This is a genomic window from Streptomyces sp. NPDC097981 (assembly GCF_040302565.1).
In the GTDB taxonomy this organism is placed as follows: domain Bacteria; phylum Actinomycetota; class Actinomycetes; order Streptomycetales; family Streptomycetaceae; genus Streptomyces.
The window spans coordinates 74,240-92,550 of record NZ_JBEORW010000001.1; the positions used below are offsets into that span (position 1 = coordinate 74,240).

At 75.0% G+C, this 18,311-nt stretch carries 16 protein-coding genes and 1 pseudogene; 11 read left to right on the top strand and 6 right to left on the bottom strand.

Translation table 11 applies throughout. The annotated features are described in order from the left end of the window. Positions 1–83: 83 nt before the first annotated feature. Together ABTY04_RS00305 and ABTY04_RS00310 are read right to left on the bottom strand one after the other, a co-directional pair. On the bottom strand, positions 84–1,676 hold the full coding sequence (locus ABTY04_RS00305; protein WP_352211043.1) for an alpha/beta hydrolase: 1,593 nt from the start codon (positions 1,674–1,676) through the stop codon (positions 84–86). 112 nt (positions 1,677–1,788) lie between these two features. Next, positions 1,789–2,103: pseudogene (locus ABTY04_RS00310) on the bottom strand (Rv2578c family radical SAM protein); the annotation flags it as partial. 812 nt (positions 2,104–2,915) lie between these two features. On the opposite strand from ABTY04_RS00310, the gene ABTY04_RS00315 reads away from it, so the two are divergent. The 4 genes from ABTY04_RS00315 to ABTY04_RS00330 all read left to right on the top strand — a co-directional run bounded on the left by ABTY04_RS00315 (position 2,916) and on the right by ABTY04_RS00330 (position 7,809). Further along, on the top strand, positions 2,916–3,359 hold the full coding sequence (locus ABTY04_RS00315; RefSeq protein WP_352211044.1) for an SRPBCC family protein: 444 nt from the start codon (positions 2,916–2,918) through the stop codon (positions 3,357–3,359). 236 nt (positions 3,360–3,595) lie between these two features. Then, positions 3,596–4,429, top strand: a complete 834-nt coding sequence (locus tag ABTY04_RS00320; RefSeq protein WP_352211045.1) for a M55 family metallopeptidase — start codon at positions 3,596–3,598, stop codon at positions 4,427–4,429. Position 4,430: 1 nt separating this feature from the next. Further along, on the top strand, positions 4,431–5,801 hold the full coding sequence (locus ABTY04_RS00325; protein ID WP_352211046.1) for a M20/M25/M40 family metallo-hydrolase: 1,371 nt from the start codon (positions 4,431–4,433) through the stop codon (positions 5,799–5,801). 13 nt (positions 5,802–5,814) lie between these two features. Next, positions 5,815–7,809 carry a S9 family peptidase gene (locus ABTY04_RS00330; protein WP_352211047.1) on the top strand — a complete coding sequence of 665 codons (1,995 nt, stop codon included), beginning with the start codon at positions 5,815–5,817 and terminating at the stop codon, positions 7,807–7,809. Here the strand turns inward: ABTY04_RS00330 and ABTY04_RS00335 are convergent. Next, positions 7,806–8,618 (bottom strand): NAD(P)H-binding protein, encoded by an 813-nt coding sequence (locus ABTY04_RS00335; protein WP_352211048.1) that lies wholly within the window; start codon positions 8,616–8,618, stop codon positions 7,806–7,808. The two genes, ABTY04_RS00330 and ABTY04_RS00335, sit on opposite strands and share 4 nt — an antisense overlap. Before the next feature lie 85 nt (positions 8,619–8,703). On the opposite strand from ABTY04_RS00335, the gene ABTY04_RS00340 reads away from it, so the two are divergent. Next, the gene (locus tag ABTY04_RS00340; protein WP_352211049.1) at positions 8,704–9,117 is read left to right on the top strand and encodes a winged helix-turn-helix transcriptional regulator; all 414 of its coding nucleotides are present in this window, start codon (positions 8,704–8,706) and stop codon (positions 9,115–9,117) included. 114 nt (positions 9,118–9,231) lie between these two features. Here ABTY04_RS00340 and ABTY04_RS00345 read toward each other — a convergent pair whose 3' ends face one another. Together ABTY04_RS00345 and ABTY04_RS00350 are read right to left on the bottom strand one after the other, a co-directional pair. Continuing rightward, complete coding sequence (locus tag ABTY04_RS00345) at positions 9,232–9,549, bottom strand: hypothetical protein (RefSeq protein ID WP_352211050.1); 318 nt, start codon at positions 9,547–9,549, stop codon at positions 9,232–9,234. Between the two features lie 264 nt (positions 9,550–9,813). Further along, positions 9,814–10,518: a hypothetical protein gene (locus tag ABTY04_RS00350; RefSeq protein WP_352211285.1), complete on the bottom strand. Its 705-nt coding sequence runs from the start codon at positions 10,516–10,518 to the stop codon at positions 9,814–9,816. Positions 10,519–10,556: 38 nt separating this feature from the next. On the opposite strand from ABTY04_RS00350, the gene ABTY04_RS00355 reads away from it, so the two are divergent. The 3 genes from ABTY04_RS00355 (at position 10,557) to ABTY04_RS00365 (ending at position 14,096) form a co-directional block, all read left to right on the top strand. Continuing rightward, on the top strand, positions 10,557–11,135 hold the full coding sequence (locus tag ABTY04_RS00355; RefSeq protein WP_352211051.1) for a GNAT family N-acetyltransferase: 579 nt from the start codon (positions 10,557–10,559) through the stop codon (positions 11,133–11,135). 4 nt (positions 11,136–11,139) lie between these two features. Continuing rightward, positions 11,140–12,039 (top strand): arginase family protein, encoded by a 900-nt coding sequence (locus ABTY04_RS00360; protein ID WP_352211052.1) that lies wholly within the window; start codon positions 11,140–11,142, stop codon positions 12,037–12,039. A gap of 89 nt (positions 12,040–12,128) precedes the next feature. Continuing rightward, the gene (locus tag ABTY04_RS00365; protein ID WP_352211053.1) at positions 12,129–14,096 is read left to right on the top strand and encodes a DUF5107 domain-containing protein; all 1,968 of its coding nucleotides are present in this window, start codon (positions 12,129–12,131) and stop codon (positions 14,094–14,096) included. A gap of 104 nt (positions 14,097–14,200) precedes the next feature. Here the strand turns inward: ABTY04_RS00365 and ABTY04_RS00370 are convergent, their stop codons facing one another. After that, positions 14,201–15,019, bottom strand: a complete 819-nt coding sequence (locus tag ABTY04_RS00370; protein WP_352211054.1) for a methyltransferase domain-containing protein — start codon at positions 15,017–15,019, stop codon at positions 14,201–14,203. Positions 15,020–15,212: 193 nt separating this feature from the next. Between ABTY04_RS00370 and ABTY04_RS00375 the strand changes: the two genes are divergently transcribed. The 3 genes from ABTY04_RS00375 (at position 15,213) to ABTY04_RS00385 (ending at position 18,296) form a co-directional block, all read left to right on the top strand. Next, positions 15,213–15,785, top strand: a complete 573-nt coding sequence (locus ABTY04_RS00375; protein ID WP_352211055.1) for a TIGR03086 family metal-binding protein — start codon at positions 15,213–15,215, stop codon at positions 15,783–15,785. 110 nt (positions 15,786–15,895) lie between these two features. Continuing rightward, complete coding sequence (locus ABTY04_RS00380; RefSeq protein WP_352211056.1) at positions 15,896–17,113, top strand: aminotransferase class I/II-fold pyridoxal phosphate-dependent enzyme; 1,218 nt, start codon at positions 15,896–15,898, stop codon at positions 17,111–17,113. 58 nt (positions 17,114–17,171) lie between these two features. Then, on the top strand, positions 17,172–18,296 hold the full coding sequence (locus tag ABTY04_RS00385; protein WP_352211057.1) for an MBL fold metallo-hydrolase: 1,125 nt from the start codon (positions 17,172–17,174) through the stop codon (positions 18,294–18,296). Positions 18,297–18,311: the final 15 nt, after the last annotated feature.

The window sequence follows — 18,311 nt, forward strand, 5'->3', positions numbered from 1 at the left end:
GGGCGTAGGGGACGGGACGGGCCGATTGGGATCTAATCAGTGCAAACCAGGGCGTTCCGGCTGCCTGGCCCGGCCCCCGTGTCTCAGCCGCGGAAGCCGAGCAGGCCGTGCAGGGCCGCGCCGCCCGCCGAGGCGGGGACGGCGCGGGTGGACGCGGCCGGCGTCGGGTCCGCCGGGGCGGGGCAGGTCGCGTCCGAGGCCTGGCCCGTCCGCAGGTACGCCGCCACCTTCTCGTCCAGGCATTTGTTGCCGCTGAGGGCGACCCCGTGGTTGCCGCCGCCCTCCTCGACCACCAGGGCCGCGCCCTTCAGCTTCCCCTTCATGCTCAGGGCCCCGTCGAACGGGGTCGCGGCGTCGTCCGTCGCCTGGAGGAGCAGGGCCGGCGGGAGGCCGGCGTTGGTCACGTCCGGCGCCGCGAGCGGTTCCGTCTGCCAGAACGCGCACGGGGCGTTGTACCAGGCGTTGTTCCAGGTCATGAAGGGCGCCTTGGCGTGGGTGCGCCACATGTCCGCGCGCCAGCGGTTCCAGTCCTTCGGCCAGGCCGAGTCACGGCACTGCACCGCCGTGTACACGCTGTAGCTGTTGCCCGCCGACGGCTCCACCGCCCCGAACCGCTCGTACGCCGCCACCAGCGGCTTCGGGTCCGCGGACACCTCGTACGCCGAGAAGGCCTCGGCGAGGATCGGCCAGTAGCCGTTGTAGTACCCGCCCGGCATGTACGTGTCCTCCAGCTCCGCCGGGCCCACCTTGCCTCCCGCCGGGGTCGTGCGCAGGGCGTCCCGCATCGCGTACCAGCGCTCCTCGACGCCCGCAGGGTCGGTGCCGAGCCCGTACTTCTCGTCGTAGCGGGCCACCCAGGCCAGGAACGCCTTGTGCCGGGTGTCGAAGGCCTGGTCCTGCGCGAGGTTGTCCTCGTACCAGACCCCGCCCGGGTCGACCACGGAGTCCAGGACCAGGCGGTGCACCCGGTCCGGGTGGAGTTTGGCGTACACCGCGCCCAGGTAGGTCCCGTACGAGTAGCCGAAGTAGCTGACCTTCGCCGCGCCGAGGGCGCCGCGCAGCACCTCGATGTCGCGGGCGGCCGAGACGGTGCCGATGTACGGGAGCACGTCCGCGTGCCTGGCCTGGCAGGACTCGGCGAAGGACTTCACCCGGTCCAGGTTGGCCTGCTCGGTCTGCGCGTCGAGCGGTACGGAGTCCGGGCGCACGGGGGTGAAATGGCCGGACCCGCAGTCGAGTGCGGGTTCGCTCTTGCCGACGCCGCGCGGGTCGAAGCCGATCACGTCGTACTGGGCGGCCACGTCCTTGGGCAGCGCGGAGGCGATGAACCCGGCCAGGGTCCGGCCGCTGCCGCCGGGTCCGCCGGGGTTGACCAGCAGCGGGCCCTGGGAGGTGGCGGCGGTGTGCGGGACCCGGGTCAGCGCCAGGGTGATCTGGCGGCCGGCCGGGTGGTCGTGGTCGAGCGGGACCTTGAGGGAGGCGCACTGCAGCGTCGGGTAGCGCGGGGTCGCGCAGCCGGTCCAGCCCAGATCGGCGGGCGCGGCGGCCGGGGCCGCAGCCGCCGGGGCTGCGCCGACCGGGCTCGTGACGGCGGCGGCCACGGTCGCGGTCGCGATCGACAGCAGGACGGCGGCGCGCTTGGTGAAGGGGCCGCGCTTCTTCGCGGGGTGCAGCATGGGGCCTCCCAGCCGAGGGTTCTGGGCGGAATCGTCCCGGAAACCGTGTCCGGAAGACGGGATTGGAGTGCTGATTGGCCCGATGTGATGAGCTTTCAGGGGCCGTACGAGGTCACAGGGGGCCGAGCCGGACGGGGCCGGCCGGCGCGGCCTCGGCCGGGCGTTCGGGGACGGGGGTCCTGCGGGCCGCGGACCGCCGGGTGGGGCCGATGCCGAATTCCGCCGCGAGTTCGTGGACTTGGCGGGCGATCCGGCGCCGGTACCGGGCGGGCGCGTACGAGCCGCCCTCGTACAGCCGCTCGTACCGTTCGGCCGGCCGGGGGCGGTGGGCCCCCGGCCAGGCCGTCAACCACTCGCGGGCGCCCGGCCGCAGATGGAGTACGAGGGGTGTCACGGAGGTCGCCCCGGCCTCGGCGACGGCCCGGAATACCCGGTTGATCGGCGCGGCGGCCATGTGCCAATTTCCGGCCATGGCGAAAATGCGGATCGTGGTGTGCCTGCCGGGCGAGGCCCGGAGCCGGCTGGAAGAGGCCGTGGGCGAGGCCATGGCCCCGTTCGAGCTCGACTACAGCCGGGGCGAGGAGCTCGACATCTGGGACGGCTGGTCCGTGTACGGCGGCGCCGACGGGGGCGGCTTCCACCTCGCGGCCGGTTACGAGGCCGACCCGCGGATCGTGCACGACGGCCCGGACCTGGAAGGCGTCCGCCGGCCGGGCCGGCCCGGGATGTGCGCCGGAGGCCCCCGCGAGGCGCTGGCCTTCGCCGAGGTCCGGGCCGAGGCGGCCGCCTTCGCCGGCTCGGCCTGGGACCTGTGGCGGGAGCTGTCCCGCAGCCACCCGCCGGCCGAACCGCGGGCCGGTGCGCGGACCCGGCCCTGGAACACCGAGGCCGAGCGCGACGAGGGCGCCGCCGAGGACGTCATGTCCCAGGGCCGGGCGGATTTCGCCGCCAGGCAGGCCTCGCACGTGCTCGTCGCGAGCAGTGTCCTCACTCTGGACGGCTGGTGGTGCGAGAGCGGCGACGAGCCCGTCCACGGGGCCTGCGACGGCCCCGCCGCCTGCCCGCACACCCACCCGCTCACGGAGCCGAGCTGGAACGCCGCGCACCGGTACCTGGAGGCCTCCCCGGGGACACGCTCCTCGTCTGCGTCCGCTGTCACGTCCGACCCGGATTTGGGCGGTCGCCCCGGAGGTGGTTGGCTTGCCGCGACGAGCGAACACAACTGCTGGAGGAACAGCTATGGCGCAGGTCGAGGCCACCACGGAGCGGATCATCGCGGCCGACGCGGAGACCGTGTTCGACGCGCTGGCGGACTACACCGGGACCCGGGCGAAGCTGCTCCCCGAGCACTTCAGCGAGTACGAGGTGCGCGAGGGCGGCGACGGCGAGGGCACCCTCGTCCACTGGAAGCTCCAGGCCACCAGCAAGCGCGTGCGCGACTGCCTGCTGGAGGTCACCGAGCCCACCGACGGCCAGCTCGTGGAGAAGGACCGCAACTCCAGCATGGTCACCACCTGGGTCGTCACCCCGGCCGGCGAGGGGAAGTCCAAGGCCGTGGTCACCACCGTCTGGAACGGCGCCGGCGGCATCGGCGGCTTCTTCGAGCGGACCTTCGCCCCCAAGGGCCTCGGCCGGATCTACGACACCCTGCTGGCCAACCTGGCCGCCGAAGTCGAGGGCTGAGCAAGGCCGTTGCCCGACCGGGCGCCGGGCGGCTCACCGGATCGGGTGGAATTCCCGGCGGAGGCGGGCCGCCGGCCCCGGGCGCGGCCCCGGGCGCGGCCCCGGGCGCGGCCCCGGGCGCGGCCCCGGGCGCGGCCCCGGGCCCGGGCGGGCCCGGACGGCTAGGCTGTACGCCTGCGTGGACGACGCCGTCCGTGTCGGCCGCGCCCATGCGCAGCCGACCGCCTGGAGGCCCGATGAAGATCCTCGTCTCCGCCGACATGGAAGGCGCCACGGGCGTCACCTGGCCCGCCGACGTACTGCCCGGCACACCCCAGTGGGAGCGTTGCCGCCCCCTGTTCACCTCCGACGTGAACGCGGCCGTGGTCGGCTTCCTCGACGGCGGCGCCGACCGGGTCCTCGTCAACGAGGCGCACTGGACCATGCGCAATCTGCTGCTCGAACAGCTCGACGAGCGGGCCGAGATGCTCACCGGCCGCCACAAGTCCCTCAGCATGGTCGAGGGGGTCCAGCACGGGGACGTCGACGGCGTCGCCTTCGTCGGCTACCACACGGGCGCCGGCGCGCAGGGCGTCCTCGCGCACACGTACCTCGCCAACTCCATCACCGGGGTCTGGCTGAACGGGGTCCGCGCGAGCGAGGGGCTGCTCAACGCGCACGTCGTCGCCGAGTTCGGCGTGCCCGTCGTCCTCGTCACCGGCGACGACCTGACCTGCGCCGACGCCGATGGATACGCGCCGGACGCCGTGAAGGTCGCCGTCAAGGACCACGTGTCACGCTACGCCGCCGTCTGCCGCACACCGGCGCGCACCGCCGCCGACATCCGGGCCGCCGCCAAGGAGGCCGCGGCGCTCGCCGTGCGCCGGGATCCCGTGCGCGGCGGGCCGTACACGGTCGAGCTGGAGTTCGACGCCGAGCACCTGGCGATGGCCGCCACCGTCGTCCCGGGCGCCGAACGCTCCGGGGAACGCAGGGTCGCGTACACCAGCGAGACGATGTACGAGGGGATCCGGACGTTCAAGGCGGTCACGACGGTCGTCTCGGCGGCCGTGGAGGAGCAGTATGGCTGACATGCCCGCAGTCACCCAGGAGAGCCCCGCCGAGGAGTCCCCGGTGGACCAGGCGGCGCTCGACGAAGCCGTCGAGTTCACCTCCGACCTGATCCGCATCGACACCACCAACCGGGGCGGCGGCGACTGCCGCGAGCGCCCCGCCGCCGAGTACGTCGCCGAGCGGCTGGCCGCGGCGGGCCTGGAGCCGGTCCTGCTGGAACGCACGCCGGGCCGCACCAACGTGGTGGCCCGGATCGAGGGCACCGACCCCGCGGCCGAGGCCCTCCTCGTCCACGGCCACCTCGACGTGGTCCCCGCGGAAGCCGCCGACTGGAGCGTGGACCCCTTCTCGGGGGAGGTCCGCGACGGGGTGGTCTGGGGCCGCGGAGCCGTCGACATGAAGAACATGGACGCGATGGTGCTGGCCGTCGTACGGGCCTGGGCGCGCGCCGCCGAGAGAGGGCAGCACTGCAAGCCGCGCCGGGACATCGTGATCGCCTACACCGCGGACGAGGAGGACAGCGCGCTCGACGGTTCGGGTTTCCTCGCCGACCGGCACGCGCACCTCTTCGAGGGCTGCACGGAGGGCCTGAGCGAGTCCGGCGCGTTCACCGTGCACAACGGCCCCGGCCAGGCCCTCTACCCGATCGCGGCGGGTGAGCGAGGCACCGCCTGGCTGAAGCTGACCGCCCACGGCACGGCCGGCCACGGCTCCAAACCCAACCGCGCCAATGCCGTCAGCCGGCTCGCCGCGGCCGTGGCCCGGATCGGCGAGTACCGGTGGCCCGTCCGGCTCACCGCCACGGTCGCCGCGTGCATCACCGAACTCGCCGCCCTCCAGGGCCTGTCGGTCGACCCCCGAGCCCGCAGCTTCGACCTCGACGCGGTCCTCGGCAAGCTCGGCCCGGCCGGTCTCCTCGTCGAGGCGACCGTGCGCAACAGCGCCAACCCGACCATGCTCAGCGCCGGATACAAGCTGAACGTGATCCCCGGACAGGCCACCGCGTACGTGGACGGCCGGACGCTGCCCGGTGGCGAGGCCGAGTTCATCGCCACCCTGGACGAGCTGACCGGCCCGGACGTCACCTGGGAGTTCCACCATCGCGAGGTGGCCCTCGAAGCCCCCGTGGACGGGCGCACGTTCGGGATCCTGCAGAGGTCCGTGGAACGCTTCGACCCCGAAGGCCGCGTGGTGCCGTTCTGCATGGCGGGCGGCACCGACGCCAAGCAGTTCTCCCGCCTCGGGATCACCGGCTACGGCTTCTCCCCGCTGAAGCTGCCGCCGGGCTTCGACTACTGGTCCCTCTTCCACGGCGTGGACGAGCGGGTTCCGGTGGACGCCCTGCACTTCGGGGTGCACGTCCTCGACCACGCCCTGCGGACCTTGTGAGGGGGAGCCGGCGATGACGGTTCCGACCGGGCCCTACGGAAGCTGGCCCTCGCCCATCGACGCCGCGGTCGCCGCCTCGCTCGACGGGCGGCCCGAGTACGTCGGCACGGTCGGCCCCGAGGTGTGGTGGACCGAACCCCGGCCGGCCGAGGGCGGCCGCCGCACCCTGGTGCGCCGGACGGCGGACGGCGGTCCCGAGGCCTCGGTGCTGCCCGCCCCGTGGAACGTCCGCAGCCGCGTCACCGAGTACGGCGGCCGGCCGTGGGCCGGCACCGAACGGCCCGCGGGCGGTCCCTTGGTGGTGTTCGTCCACTTCGCCGACCAGCGGATGTACGCGTACGAGCCCGATGCGCCCGGCGGCCCCGCCCCTCGGCCCCTGACCCCCGTCTCCGCGGTCGGCGGCGGACTGCGCTGGGCCGACCCCGTCCTGCGGGACGGCGAAGTCTGGTGCGTGCTGGAGGAGTTCACCGGCCCGGCCCCGACGGACGTGCACCGGATGCTGGCCGCCGTACCGCTGGACGGCTCGGCCGCCGAGGACCGGTCCCGCGTACGCGAACTCACCGACGACCGGCACCGGTTCACCACCGGACCCCGGCTGTCCCCCGACGGGCGCCGCGCGGCCTGGCTGGTCTGGGACCACCCCCGGATGCCGTGGGACGGCACCGAGGTGCGGCTCGCCGAGGTCGCCGCCGACGGGACGCTGACCGGGGCCCGTACCGTACTGGGCGGCCCCGAGGAGGCCGTGGCCCAGGTGGAGTGGACCCCGGGCGGGGCCCTCCTCGCCGTGAGCGACCGCAGCGGCTGGTGGAACCCGTACCGGGTCGACCCGGACACCGGCGAGGCGGTCAACCTGTGCCCGCGCGAAGAGGAGTTCGGCGGCCCCCTCTGGAAACCGGGGCTCAGCTGGCTGGCCCCGCTGCCCGGCGGGCTGCTCGCCGTCCTGCACGGCCAGGGCTCCTCCGCGCTCGGCGTCCTCGACCCGGAGAGCGGCGACCTGGTGGACGCCGCCGGTCCGTGGACGGCCTGGCAGCCCACGCTCGCCACGCACGGGACCCGCGTCTACGGGGTCGCGGCCAGCCCGCGCAGCGCCTACGAGGTGGTGGAGCTCGACACCGCGGACGGGCACGCCCGCGTGGTCGGCTCGGCCGGTGTGGACCCGGTGGACCCCTCCTACTACCCGGAACCGCAGAGCCGGACCTTCCTCGGCCCGGGCGGCCGGGAGATCCACGCCCACGTCTACCCGCCGCACCACCCCGCGCGCCGGGCCCCTGCCGACGAACTGCCCCCGTACGTGGTGTGGGCGCACGGCGGCCCCACCGACCACGTGCCGCCCGTACTCGACCTGCACATCGCGTACTTCACCTCGCGCGGCATCGGCGTGGCCGAGGTGAACTACGGCGGCTCCAGCGGCTACGGGCGCGCCTACCGGGAGCGGCTGCGCGAGCAGTGGGGCGTCGTCGACGTGGAGGACTGCGCGGCGGTGGCCCGGTCGCTGGCCGCCGAGGGCACCGCGGACCCGGACCGGCTCGCCATCCGGGGCGCCAGCGCGGGCGGCTGGACGGCGGCGGCCTCGCTGGCCGCCACCGATCTGTACGCCTGCGCCGCGATCATCTACCCCGTGCTGGACCTGCGGGGCTTCGCCGAGGAGACCCACGACCTGGAGTCCCGGTACGTCGACGGCCTGGCCGGACCCCCGCAGACCCTGGCCGTACGCTGCCGCGAGCGCTCCCCGGTGGCCCGCGCCGACCGGATCACCGCGCCCTTCGTGCTGCTCCAGGGCCTGGACGACCCGGTGTGCCCGCCGTCACAGGCCGAGCGCTTCCTGGCCGCCCTCCGGGGACGGCCGGTCCCGCACGCGTACGTCGCCTTCGAGGGCGAGGGCCACGGATTCCGGCGGGCGGACACCATGATCCGCGCACTGGAGGCGGAACTCTCCCTGTACGTCCAGGTGTTCGGCGTCGAACGGACGGACGTCCCCCGCCTGGCCCTGGAACCGGCCGGACCCTAGGCGAGGGCGGCCGCGAGGGCGGATCGGGGCGCGCGCCCCAGCAGTCGACGCAGGTCACCGCCGGTGCGGGACATGAATCCGGCAGCGATGGCGGAGTAGGTGCCCACCACCATCGGCACCTGGAACGGTTCGGCGCCGGAAGCGGCGATGCGTGCACGGGCCGCGGCGAGTGTCTCCGGCTCGTAGGCGACGTGCGGCCCGTGCGCGCGGGCCAGGTCGGCGCCGCCTATGGCGTGCTCGCCGACGAGTTCATGGATGCGCCCCGCATGAACGGATGCCTCCACCGCCACGCGCGCCGCTGCGTCGGCCAGATCCGCGCGGGCCACGGCTGCCAGGCGGCCCTCCCCGAGCGGGGCCGTGATCCGGCCGTCCGCCGACGGCGCCGCGAGTCCGGCCAGCAGTTCCGCATAGAGGCCGTTGCGCAGGATCGTCCAGTCCATGGTGCTCTCCCGGAGCCGGCGCTCGGTCCAGCGGTGCGGCAGGGCGTAGGGGAGGTGATCGCCGTCGGCGGTCAGGCTCGTGTAGACGACGTGCCCGACACCGGCCTTCTCGGCGGCGTCGAGGGCGGCGCCGTGCCGGGCGATGACGGTGTCGTCCTCGCCGTAGCCTGCCGAGACCAGCAGCAGCACCTCAACGCCCTCGAAGCCCGTGACGAGAGTGCCGGGGTCGTCGAAATCGACACGGCGGACCGGTAGTTCGGCCCGGAGCCGCCGCGGGTCGCGTGTTCCGATGACGGTGTCGTCATGCCCGGACAGCCGTTCGGCGATCAGTGAGCCCAGGGAGCCGGAGGCTCCGGTAACCAGGATCATCAGGGTCTTCCCGTTCCGGTAGGTTCTCTTCGGTAACCGGGCTCATCCTGCGGGTTCGCGCCGGGAGGCGTAAGGAGGCACTTCCATGTCAGCCAGGCACACAGCGGTAACCACCCCACCCGTCGTCGGTTGCGGCGACGAGCACGAGGACTGCGGGATCCGCGACGTGCTCGACCGGATCGGCGACAAATGGTCGGTCCTGGTCGTCGTCGAACTGGCCGGGGGCGTCCGCCGCTTCCGCCAACTCCAACGCGCCGTACCCGGCATCTCGCAGCGCATGCTCACGCTCACCGTGCGCCGCCTGGAACGCGACGGGCTGGTCAGCCGGACCGTCCACCCGACGGTGCCACCGCAGGTCGACTACGAACTCACCACGACGGGCCACAGCCTCACCCACCTGGTGAGGGCCCTCGCCGACTGGTCGGCGGAACACCGCGATGCCATCGCGCGAGCACGCCGGGAATGGGATGCCGTGCACCCCGAGGCAGGAATCCGCTGACCGGACGGCCGATCGGGCACGCCTGGACGGTGGGGAGGTCGAGCCCGGTGTGGATCTGGTTGAGCAGGGTGGGCAGCAGGGCCTGGGCCGTGGTCCGGCCGTCCGGGGACACGGTCAGGTTCGTCCGCGGAAGTGGTCGCCCGTGTCCGGCGGCCGCGCCGTTCCCGGCTGCGTCGTGCCGGCCGACGCCCGGAAGGTCCCCTGCGGGGTGCGGAGCAGGACCATCGCGCCGGGGACCAGGAGCTTCCTCGCGGTGCGGTCCACGGCGGCCTGGAGGACGGCCGGCCGGATCGGCTTCAGCGGCGACGGTATGCGGCTGGGGGCGGGGGAGGGCATCGTCGGCGCCGGCGTGGGCCTGGGCGACGGGGCCGCGAGCGCCGCGGCGTCGGCCGGGCCTGGAAGAGCGGCGCCGGCCGCGATCAGGAAGGCCACACAGGGTGCCAGCAGAGCCGTGCGCCGGCGGGCGGTGAGTGCGGGGTGGGCGGTGCCGGGACCCCGGCCTCTCCCGCGCGGGCCGTCCGGGGTGGTCTCAACCGCTCGACAAGGTCCCATGCGCGCGTCACAGCCGTTGCGTCCTGCTGCCCGGTACCGCCGCACGGCGCGCCGCGTACCGGCCTGTCCACTCCGGCCTGGGCAGAATCACCCAATTTTATCAGTTTCGGGCAGAGCGGGCAGGGTTTCGGGTGGCGGGCAGGCTTAGGCCGTGTGCAGCCAGACCCGGAGCGGGCCGAGCGGGCCGAAGCCGTGACGGACGGCCGTGTCGAGGTCGTCCCCTGCCTCGTAGCCGACGACCGGAAGGCCGGGCCAGAGGTCCAGGACCGCCGTGAGGGCGCCCGCCCAGGCCTCGTCGTCGGAGGTGCCGTCTGCGGTGAACACGTTGGAGAGGCCGACGACCCCGCCCGCCCGGTTGGCGGCGGCCCCGGCGACGATGCGCCCGTCGGCCGACCGTCCTGCGAAGAAGGCGATCTCCGGCGTGAGCAGGGCCGGGTGGAACAGGCCCGTGCTCTCCTCGCCGTCCCAGGCCGCCTCCCAGGCGGCCAGCTCCCCGGCATCGGCGACACGGCTCCAGGCCAGGGCGGACGCGGCCGGAGCCGGGGCCTCTGCCGGGCGGTGGATCCACTCCGCTCCGAACAGGACCTCGAAGCCCGCCGGGGCCAGGTCGAGCGCGGCGAAGCTGTCCTTGACCGAGCAGCCCGGGGAGGCGGTGTCCATCCCGGCGAGCAGAGCCTCCGCCGGGGCGTCCCGGGTCAGGGTCACGCCGTCGGGGTAGTACGGCGGGGTGCGGCGCGCGCTGGTCCAGGCGCCGGCCGCGAACGAGCCGCCGCCGCTGACCGCCGCACACCACTCGGCGTTGTTGAGCGCCGCCGCGCGCAGCAGTTCTTCGGTGTCCGGGGTGATCATCACGCGGGGAATCCTGCCACAGCTCGTAGCCTGGGCGGATGTCATATTCCACGTACGTCGCGGAGGGCGAGCACGTCGGGCTGCGGCCCTTCCGGCTCGCCGACGGCCCCGAGTTCACCGCTCGCGTGAACGAGAGCCGGGACCTCCATCACCCGTGGCTCTCCCCGCCGGCGACGGTCGAGGAGTACGAGCCGTACGCGGCGCGCCTGATCGAGGGCGCGAGCCGGGCGGGATTCCTCGTCTGCGAGCGCGGCACCGGGGCCATCGCCGGCTTCGTCAACATCAACAACATCGTCCTCGGCGCCTTCGAATGCGGGGCGCTCGGCTACGGCGCCTTCGCGCACGCCGCCGGGCAGGGGCACATGCGGGAGGCGCTCGGGCTCGTCGTGGCCCACGCCCTCGCCCCCGAGCGCGAGGGCGGCCTGGGGCTGCACCGGCTGGAGGCCAACATCCAGCCGGGCAACACGGCGTCCCTCGCCCTGGTCCGCGGGGCCGGGTTCCGGCTGGAGGGGTTCTCGCCGGACTTCCTCTTCGTCGACGGGGCCTGGCGCGACCACGAACGCTGGGCGATCACCGCCGAAATGGCTGGTCCCGGCGCCGCCGATCGCGCACGATGAGGACATGCGAAGCCTGGTGCTGCTCGACGCCCCGTCCAACCTGGGCCTGCGCCCGCCCGCGCCCGGCGCCGTCCCCGGTGTCTGCAAACTGGCGGGCGCCCTGCGCGACCAGGGCCTGCTGAGCCGGCTCGGAGCCCGCGAGGGCGGGGTCGTGGTGCCGCCGCGCTACGACCGCGGCAACTGGAAGGAGGGCGACGGAGTCTTCCACGCCGGCCCCCTCGCTGCGTACACGCTCGCCCTCGCCGACCGGATCGAGATGCACCTGCAGGCCGGGGAGTTCCCCGTCGTCCTCGGCGGGGACTGCTCGATCCAGCTCGGCGCCTCCCTGGCCATGCGCCGCCTCGGGCGGTACGGACTGGCCGCGATCGACGGCTCCGCCGATTTCCGCCACCCGGGCAACGAGGCGGTCAACGGGCCCGTCGGAGCCGCCGCCGGGGAGGAGCTCGCCCTCGCCACCGGCCGCGGCCAGGCCGACCTCGCCGATCTGGAGGGGCTCGGGCCCTACCTCCGGGACGAGGACGTACGCCTCTTCGGCCTCCGCGACGGCGACGGGGACCTGCCGGAGCTGCGCGCGGCGGGGATCTCCGCGGCCACCGTCGGGGACATCCGCGCCCGCGGCGCCGCCCCGGTGGCGCGCGCCGCGCTGGAGGGGCTGCACCCGCCGGACACCGACGGGTTCTGGGTCCATCTGGACGCCGACGTGCTCGACCCGGACGTGATGCCCGCCGTCGACAGCCCCGACCCCGGCGGACTGCTCCCCGCCGAACTCGCCGAGCTGCTCGCGGTGTTGATCGGCTCCCCGCGGTGCGTCGGCCTCAACGTCACGATCTACGACCCGGACCTGGACCCGGGCCTGCGGGCCGGGGCGCTGCTCGCCGACCTGATCGCAGGGGCGTTCGCGTAGGGCTTCGGCCAGGGCTTTGCGTAATCCTGACCGGTGGTGATCCGCGGAACCCCTGTGCACCGGCCGCCGCGGCGTGTTCCATTTCCAGCATGGCCACCACCGTCCGCCGTGCCGTACTGACCCTGCCCGCAGCCCCCTTGGGGCCCGAGAACCCGCTGCCCGTCCTGCGCGCCCCCGCCGACGTGCACACGCTGGACGAGCGCTCGCGCGACGGACTGCCGCGCGACATGGCCCGGCAGATCGGGTACGAGCCGCTGCGCTCGCTGCTTCCCGTACGGCTCCTGGACGGGTACCGGCGGAGCAGACGGGAGGCCGGGTTCGAGGCGGTCGTCATGGAGAACGCGCACCTGCGCGTCACCGTGCTGCCCGGTCTCGGCGGCCGGGTCCACTCGCTCGTGCACGTGCCCACCGGACGTGAACTGCTGTACCGCAACCCGGTGTTCCAGCCCGCCAACTTCGCCCTCAACGGCGCCTGGTTCTCGGGCGGCATCGAGTGGAACATCGGCGCCACCGGCCACACCACCCTCTCCTGCGCCCCGCTGCACGCAGCGCTCGTACCGGCGCCCGACGGGGGCGAGATGGTCCGGCTGTGGGAATGGGAGCGGCTGCGCGACCTCCCGTTCCAGGTGGACCTGTGGCTGCCCGGGGACTCCGAGTTCCTCTACGTCGGCGTCCGCGTCCGCAACCCGCACGAGCGGCCCGCCCCCGTGTACTGGTGGTCCAACATCGCCGTCCCGGAGGGCCCCGGCACCCGAGTGCTCGCCCCCGCCGACGAGGCCTGGCACTTCGGGTACGAGCGCGCGCTGCGGCGGATCCCCGTACCGCAGTGGGAGGGCGAGGACCGCACGTACCCGCTGCGCAGCACGTACCCGGCCGACTTCTTCTACGAGGTCCCGGACGGGGCCCGGCCCTGGATCGCCTCGCTGGACGCCGAGGGGCACGGGCTCGTCCAGACGTCCACGGCCCGGCTGCGCGGGCGCAAGCTGTTCGTGTGGGGCGCGGGGGAGGGCGGCCGGCGCTGGCAGGAGTGGCTGACCGAGACCGGGACCGGCGGCTACGCCGAGATCCAGGCCGGGCTCGCCCGGACCCAGCTGGAGCACGTACGGCTGGAGGCCGGCGCGGAGTTCAGCTGGCTGGAGGCGTACGGGCCCCTCTCCGCGGATCCGGGGCCGGTGCACGGTCCCGACTGGGCGGCGGCCCGGTCCTGCGCGGAGGCGTCCCTGGCGGCCGCCCTCCCCCGGGAGCGGGTCGAGGAGGCGTACGGGGCGTGGCGCGTGGCCGCCGACACCGAACCGGGGGAGCGGCTGGCCGCCGGCTCGGGGTGGGGCGCGCTGGAAGTGCTGTGCGGCGGGCACGAGCTGCCCGGCACTCCCTTCCCGGAGTCGGGGCTCGGCGAGGCCCAGGCGCCCTGGACGGAGCTGTGGCGCACCGGGGTCTTCCCCTCCCCGCGGCGGGTGGCGCCGCCCGGGCCCAGCCTCGTTGCCCCTCACTGGCGGGACATGCTGGAGACGGCCCCGGCGGATCCGCTGACCGAGTACCACCTGGGCGTGGCCCAGTGGCATGCGGGCGACGTGGCCCAGGCGGTGCGCAGCTGGGAGCGCGGCCTGGCGCTGGCGCCCTCGCGGTGGCCGCTGCTGCGCTGCCTGGCCGTGGCGGACGCGCTGGCCGGCGACCGGGCGCGGGCGGCGCAGCGATTCTTCGAGGCCTTCGAGGACCTGGCCGAGGAGAGCCGGGGCGGTGAGCCGTGGACGGCCGCGGAGTCCGCGCTGGGGCGGGAGGCGATGACGGCGCTGCTGGCGGCCGGCCGCCTGCCCGCGGCGCGGGCGGTGTGGGACCGGCTGCGGCCGGCGCTCCGCGAGGAGGGCCGGTTCCGCCTGCTGGCCGCCCGCCTGCTGGCGGCGGAGGGCCATGTGGGCGCGGCCCGCCGGGTGTTCGAGGAGGGCTTCGAACTTCCCGACCTCCGCGAGGGCGACGAGATCCTCTCGGAGGTCTGGTCGTCCCTCGCCGACCGCCCGCTGCCGCAGGCTTACAACTTCCGGATGCGGCCGCCGGGCTAGGCCCTGTCGTCAAAGTGGCGCCCGTCAGGCCCGCGGCATCCGGTGCCGTGCATCGCCGCCCCGGCTTCACCGGCGCCGCATGGGACTGCCCGCAGGACCCGGCATCAGGCGCGGCACAGGATTTCGCCGTTCAGGACCGAGAACCAGGCGTCCGGAGCCGCGCTCCAGCGGTGCCAGGACTCGGCGACGGCGGCCAGCCCGGTCTCGGTCGCGTGGCCGCCGCCGATGGCGAGGGACGCGTACGACGAGGCCGTCGTACGGTCCGCCCACAGGGCGGACCACCATGCGGTCTCCTCCGCGGTGGCGAAGCACCAGGCCGTCGCGGAGGACGCCACCTCCGTGAAGCCCGCCGCCCTCGCCCAGGACAGCAGGCGGCGCCCGGCATCGGGTTCGCCCCCGTTCGTGCGGGCCACCCGGCGGTACAGGTCCAGCCACTCGTCCAGGCCCGGCTGTGCCGGATACCAGGTCATCGCCGCGTAGTCGGCGTCCCGGGCGGCCACGATCCCGCCGGGCCGGCAGACCCGCCGCATCTCGCGCAGCGCCCGCACCGGGTCGCCGACGTGCTGCAGCACCTGGTGGGCGTGGACCACGTCGAAGGAGTCGTCCGGGAAGTCCAGCGCGTGCACGTCCGCCGTGGCGAAGGTGACCGCCCCGTCCAGGCCGCGCTCCTCCACGTACGCGGCGGCCTGCTCCAGGACGCCCTGTGCCGCATCGACCGCCGTCACCCGACCGTCCGGAGCGACCAGTTCCGCCAGGTCCGCCGTGATCGTGCCCGGGCCGCAGCCCACGTCCAGGACCGTCATCCCCGGCCGCAGCTCGCCGATCAGGTATGCCGCCGAGTTCGCGGCGGTGCGCCAGCGGTGCGAGCGCAGTACGGATTCGTGGTGCCCGTGCGTGTAGACGGCCGTTTCCCTCGCGGTCATGACCCGACTCCTCCTGGTGGTTGAAGCGTTGTGATCACGGTAGAGGATGGATTCGGCATATGAGATATGCATTTTGACATGTGGACACAGGTCCTGTGCGGCAAGGAGATCGGGAAGGTCGGTGGCAGGGTAAAGCCGCTGCGAGGACAGTGGGCTCCAGAGGCCGGCCCCCTGGCAGAGGACGGTGAGAGCCATGCCGGACACGCTGCTCGAACGGCACGCCGAGGCCCTGCGGCTCTTCGGAGACCGGGTGCGCGCCGTCGAGGACGGCCAATGGGGCGCGCCGACCCCGTGCACCGAATGGACCGTGCGCGACCTGGTCAACCACGTCACCGGGGAACAGCTCTGGATCCCGCCGATGGTCACCGACGGGCGCACCGTGGAGGAGATCGGCGACGCGTTCTCAGGCGACGTGCTCGGCGACGACCCGGCCGGCGCCTGGGAGCAGGCGGCGGCCGACGCGCACGCCGCGTTTACCGCGCCCGGGGCGCTGGACCGCACGGTCAGGCTCTCGTACGGGCCCGCGCTGGGCCGGGCCTACTGCGCGGAGCTGACCGCCGACTGCGTGGTGCACGCCTGGGACCTCTCGCGGGCCATCGGCGCCGACGACCGGCTCCCGGACGGCCTGGTCGCGTTCGCCCTCGACGAGGTCACCCCGTACGCCGACGGGCTCGCGGCCGGCGGGATGTTCGCCGAGCCGCTGGAGGTGCCGGCGGACGCGAACGCCCAGACCCGGCTGCTGGCCCTGGTGGGCCGGCGGGGCTGAGCTCCGCCGCCGGACCGCGACAACGGGCGTATCCCTGCAAACAATCGTATAAAGGGCATGGTTGGTCGGCGGCACACACGGAACGGGGAAGGCGGGGCGAGGTGTCGGGGATGCAGCGCACGGCGGAGGGCCGCGGCCCGGTCCGCTACGGGCCGCTCGCGCCCCAGCCCGGCCTGCCCGTGCTCCCCGAGCTCACCGCCGTGATCGCCGCGGCCGCCGAGCGGTCCGCCCCCGAGCCCCCGGGCGGCGGTGACCCCGTACGCGAGGCCGCCTGCCGGCACTGGGGGCGGCGCGGGCTCCCCACCGTGCCGGAGAACGTGGCCGCCGGGCCCGGCGCCCCCGCCCTGCTGCTGGCGCTGCTCGGCGCGTACGGCGGCGACGCGATGCTGCCCCGGCCCTGTCCCGCCTGGTGGACCCCTCAGGTCCGGCTGCTGGGACGGCGGGCGTACCACGTGCCGACCCCGGCCGAGTGCGGCGGCATCCCGGACCCGTACGCCCTCCTGGAGACCGTACGGCGGGTGCGCGCCGAGGGCGGCGACCCGCGCGTGCTGCTGCTGTCGGTGGCCGACGACCCGACGGCGACCGTGCCGCCGCCCGAACTGCTGCGCGAGGCCTGCGAGGCCGCCGCGGACGCCGGGCTGTTCGTCATCAGCGACGAGAGCTGGCGCGACACCGTCCACCGGCCGCACGAGACCCTCGTCCTCAGCCCGGCCGAGATGCTGCCCGACCAGGCCGCCGTGCTCCTCGACCTGTCCGGTGCGCTGCTGCCCGCCGGGTGGCCCGCCGCGGTGGTCCGCTTCCCCGGCACCCCGCGCGGCACGTGGCTGCGGGCGCGCACCCTCGACATCCTCACCGCGACCGGCGCCATGGTCGCGGGCCCGGTCGCCGGGGCCGCCGCGCACGCTCTCGACGAACCCGACGCCGTCGCCGGGCGCGCCCGCGCCGCGGCCGCGCTGCACGGGGCGGTGGCCGCAGCCGCGCACCGGGAGCTGCTGGCCGCCGGCGCCCTCGCCCGGCCACCGCAGGCCGGGCGCCACCTGTACGCCGACCTGACCCCGCTGCGCGCCGGGCTGGCCCGGCAGGGGGTCCGCGACGCGATGGAACTGGAGGACCACCTCGGCGGCCGGCTCGGCGCGCCCACCCCCGGCGGGCAGCGCTTCGCGGACGACCTGGGTGCGCTGCGCGTCCGCCTGTCGACGGGGCCGCTGCTCGGCGCCACCCCGGACGAGAGGCTCGCCGCACTCACGGCGCGCGATCCCCTGGAGCTCCCGCACGTACGGCGCTCCCTGGACCTCCTCGGATCGGTCCTGGCCGGGCTGGCCTCCTGACCGGATCTTTCGCCGACCGACGCGACGAGCCCGCTGTGCGGTGAACGGAGAGTTCTTGATGAGGGATCAGACGGACGCCCCCGGGGCCACAGACCTCGCGGGCGCGCCACGACCCGGTACCGCCCCGTACCCGGCGCCGCGACCCATCTCCCCGGCACGCCCGGCCCCCACCCCCGGCCGCCCCGCCCCCGCCCGCCCCGGGCCCGCCCCCGCTCCCGCCGCGCCCCGCCCGCTGGGCGAACTGCGCAGCTGGCCCCGCTCCTTCGCCGGACGGCTCACCACCCCGCTGCCCGGCGTGCGCGCCTACGCCCGGCTCGCCCGCGAGGGAGCCTTCCGGCCCGGCCCCGACGGACTGCGCGGCATCCCCGACCTCCCGTACGCCCCGGCCCCGCTCCCCGCGGCCGGCCCCGGCACCGTGTGCGCCACCTGGGCGGGCCACGCCAGCTGGGTGCTGCGCCTCGGCGGGCTGACCGTGCTGACCGACCCCGTCTGGTCCCGGCGCATCCTCGGCACCCCGGCGCGGATGACCCCGGTGGGCGTGCGCTGGGAGGAGCTGCCGCCCGTGGACGCCGTCGTGATCAGCCACAACCACTACGACCACCTCGACGCCCCCACTCTCCGGCGGCTGCCCCGGCACACCCCGCTCTTCGTCCCGGCCGGCCTGGCCCGCTGGTGCCGGCGCCGCGGTTTCAGCCGGGTCACCGAGCTGGACTGGTGGGAGTGCGCGGAACTGGGCGGCGTACGGTTCGACTTCGTCCCGGCGCACCACTGGTCGAAGCGGTCGCTCGTCGACACCTGCCGGACCCTGTGGGGCGGCTGGGTGCTCACCGACACGCGGGCCGCGACGCCGAGGCGGGTCTACTTCGCGGGCGACACCGGGTACGGGCACTGGTTCGGCGAGATCGGCCGCCGCCATCCGGGGATCGACCTGGCCCTGCTGCCGATCGGGGCGTACGCGCCGAGGTGGTGGCTCAGCGACGTCCACGCCGATCCGGAGGAGGCGGTCCGGGCCTGTCTCGACGTCGGCGCGCGCCGGATGGCCCCCATGCACTGGGGCACCTTCGTCCTGTCGGCGGAGCCGGTGACGGAGCCGCTGCACCGGGTCCGGGCGGCCTGGTCCCGGGCCGGCCTCGCCCGCACGGACCTGTGGGACCTCCCCATCGGCGCCTCCCGCTCCCTGTGACCCCCGGCCCTGCGC

What these genes read in the sequence shown, in the direction of transcription:
- ABTY04_RS00305 (WP_352211043.1), bottom strand. Translation starts at nt 1,676, where the DNA reads ATGCTGCACCCCGCGAAGAAGCGCGGCCCCTTCACCAAGCGCGCCGCC.
- ABTY04_RS00315 (WP_352211044.1), top strand. Translation starts at nt 2,916, where the DNA reads ATGGCGCAGGTCGAGGCCACCACGGAGCGGATCATCGCGGCCGACGCG.
- ABTY04_RS00320 (WP_352211045.1), top strand. Translation starts at nt 3,596, where the DNA reads ATGAAGATCCTCGTCTCCGCCGACATGGAAGGCGCCACGGGCGTCACC.
- ABTY04_RS00325 (WP_352211046.1), top strand. Translation starts at nt 4,431, where the DNA reads ATGCCCGCAGTCACCCAGGAGAGCCCCGCCGAGGAGTCCCCGGTGGAC.
- ABTY04_RS00330 (WP_352211047.1), top strand. Translation starts at nt 5,815, where the DNA reads ATGACGGTTCCGACCGGGCCCTACGGAAGCTGGCCCTCGCCCATCGAC.
- ABTY04_RS00335 (WP_352211048.1), bottom strand. Translation starts at nt 8,618, where the DNA reads ATGATCCTGGTTACCGGAGCCTCCGGCTCCCTGGGCTCACTGATCGCC.
- ABTY04_RS00340 (WP_352211049.1), top strand. Translation starts at nt 8,704, where the DNA reads ATGTCAGCCAGGCACACAGCGGTAACCACCCCACCCGTCGTCGGTTGC.
- ABTY04_RS00350 (WP_352211285.1), bottom strand. Translation starts at nt 10,518, where the DNA reads ATGATCACCCCGGACACCGAAGAACTGCTGCGCGCGGCGGCGCTCAAC.
- ABTY04_RS00355 (WP_352211051.1), top strand. Translation starts at nt 10,557, where the DNA reads ATGTCATATTCCACGTACGTCGCGGAGGGCGAGCACGTCGGGCTGCGG.
- ABTY04_RS00360 (WP_352211052.1), top strand. Translation starts at nt 11,140, where the DNA reads ATGCGAAGCCTGGTGCTGCTCGACGCCCCGTCCAACCTGGGCCTGCGC.
- ABTY04_RS00365 (WP_352211053.1), top strand. Translation starts at nt 12,129, where the DNA reads ATGGCCACCACCGTCCGCCGTGCCGTACTGACCCTGCCCGCAGCCCCC.
- ABTY04_RS00370 (WP_352211054.1), bottom strand. Translation starts at nt 15,019, where the DNA reads ATGACCGCGAGGGAAACGGCCGTCTACACGCACGGGCACCACGAATCC.
- ABTY04_RS00375 (WP_352211055.1), top strand. Translation starts at nt 15,213, where the DNA reads ATGCCGGACACGCTGCTCGAACGGCACGCCGAGGCCCTGCGGCTCTTC.
- ABTY04_RS00380 (WP_352211056.1), top strand. Translation starts at nt 15,896, where the DNA reads ATGCAGCGCACGGCGGAGGGCCGCGGCCCGGTCCGCTACGGGCCGCTC.
- ABTY04_RS00385 (WP_352211057.1), top strand. Translation starts at nt 17,172, where the DNA reads ATGAGGGATCAGACGGACGCCCCCGGGGCCACAGACCTCGCGGGCGCG.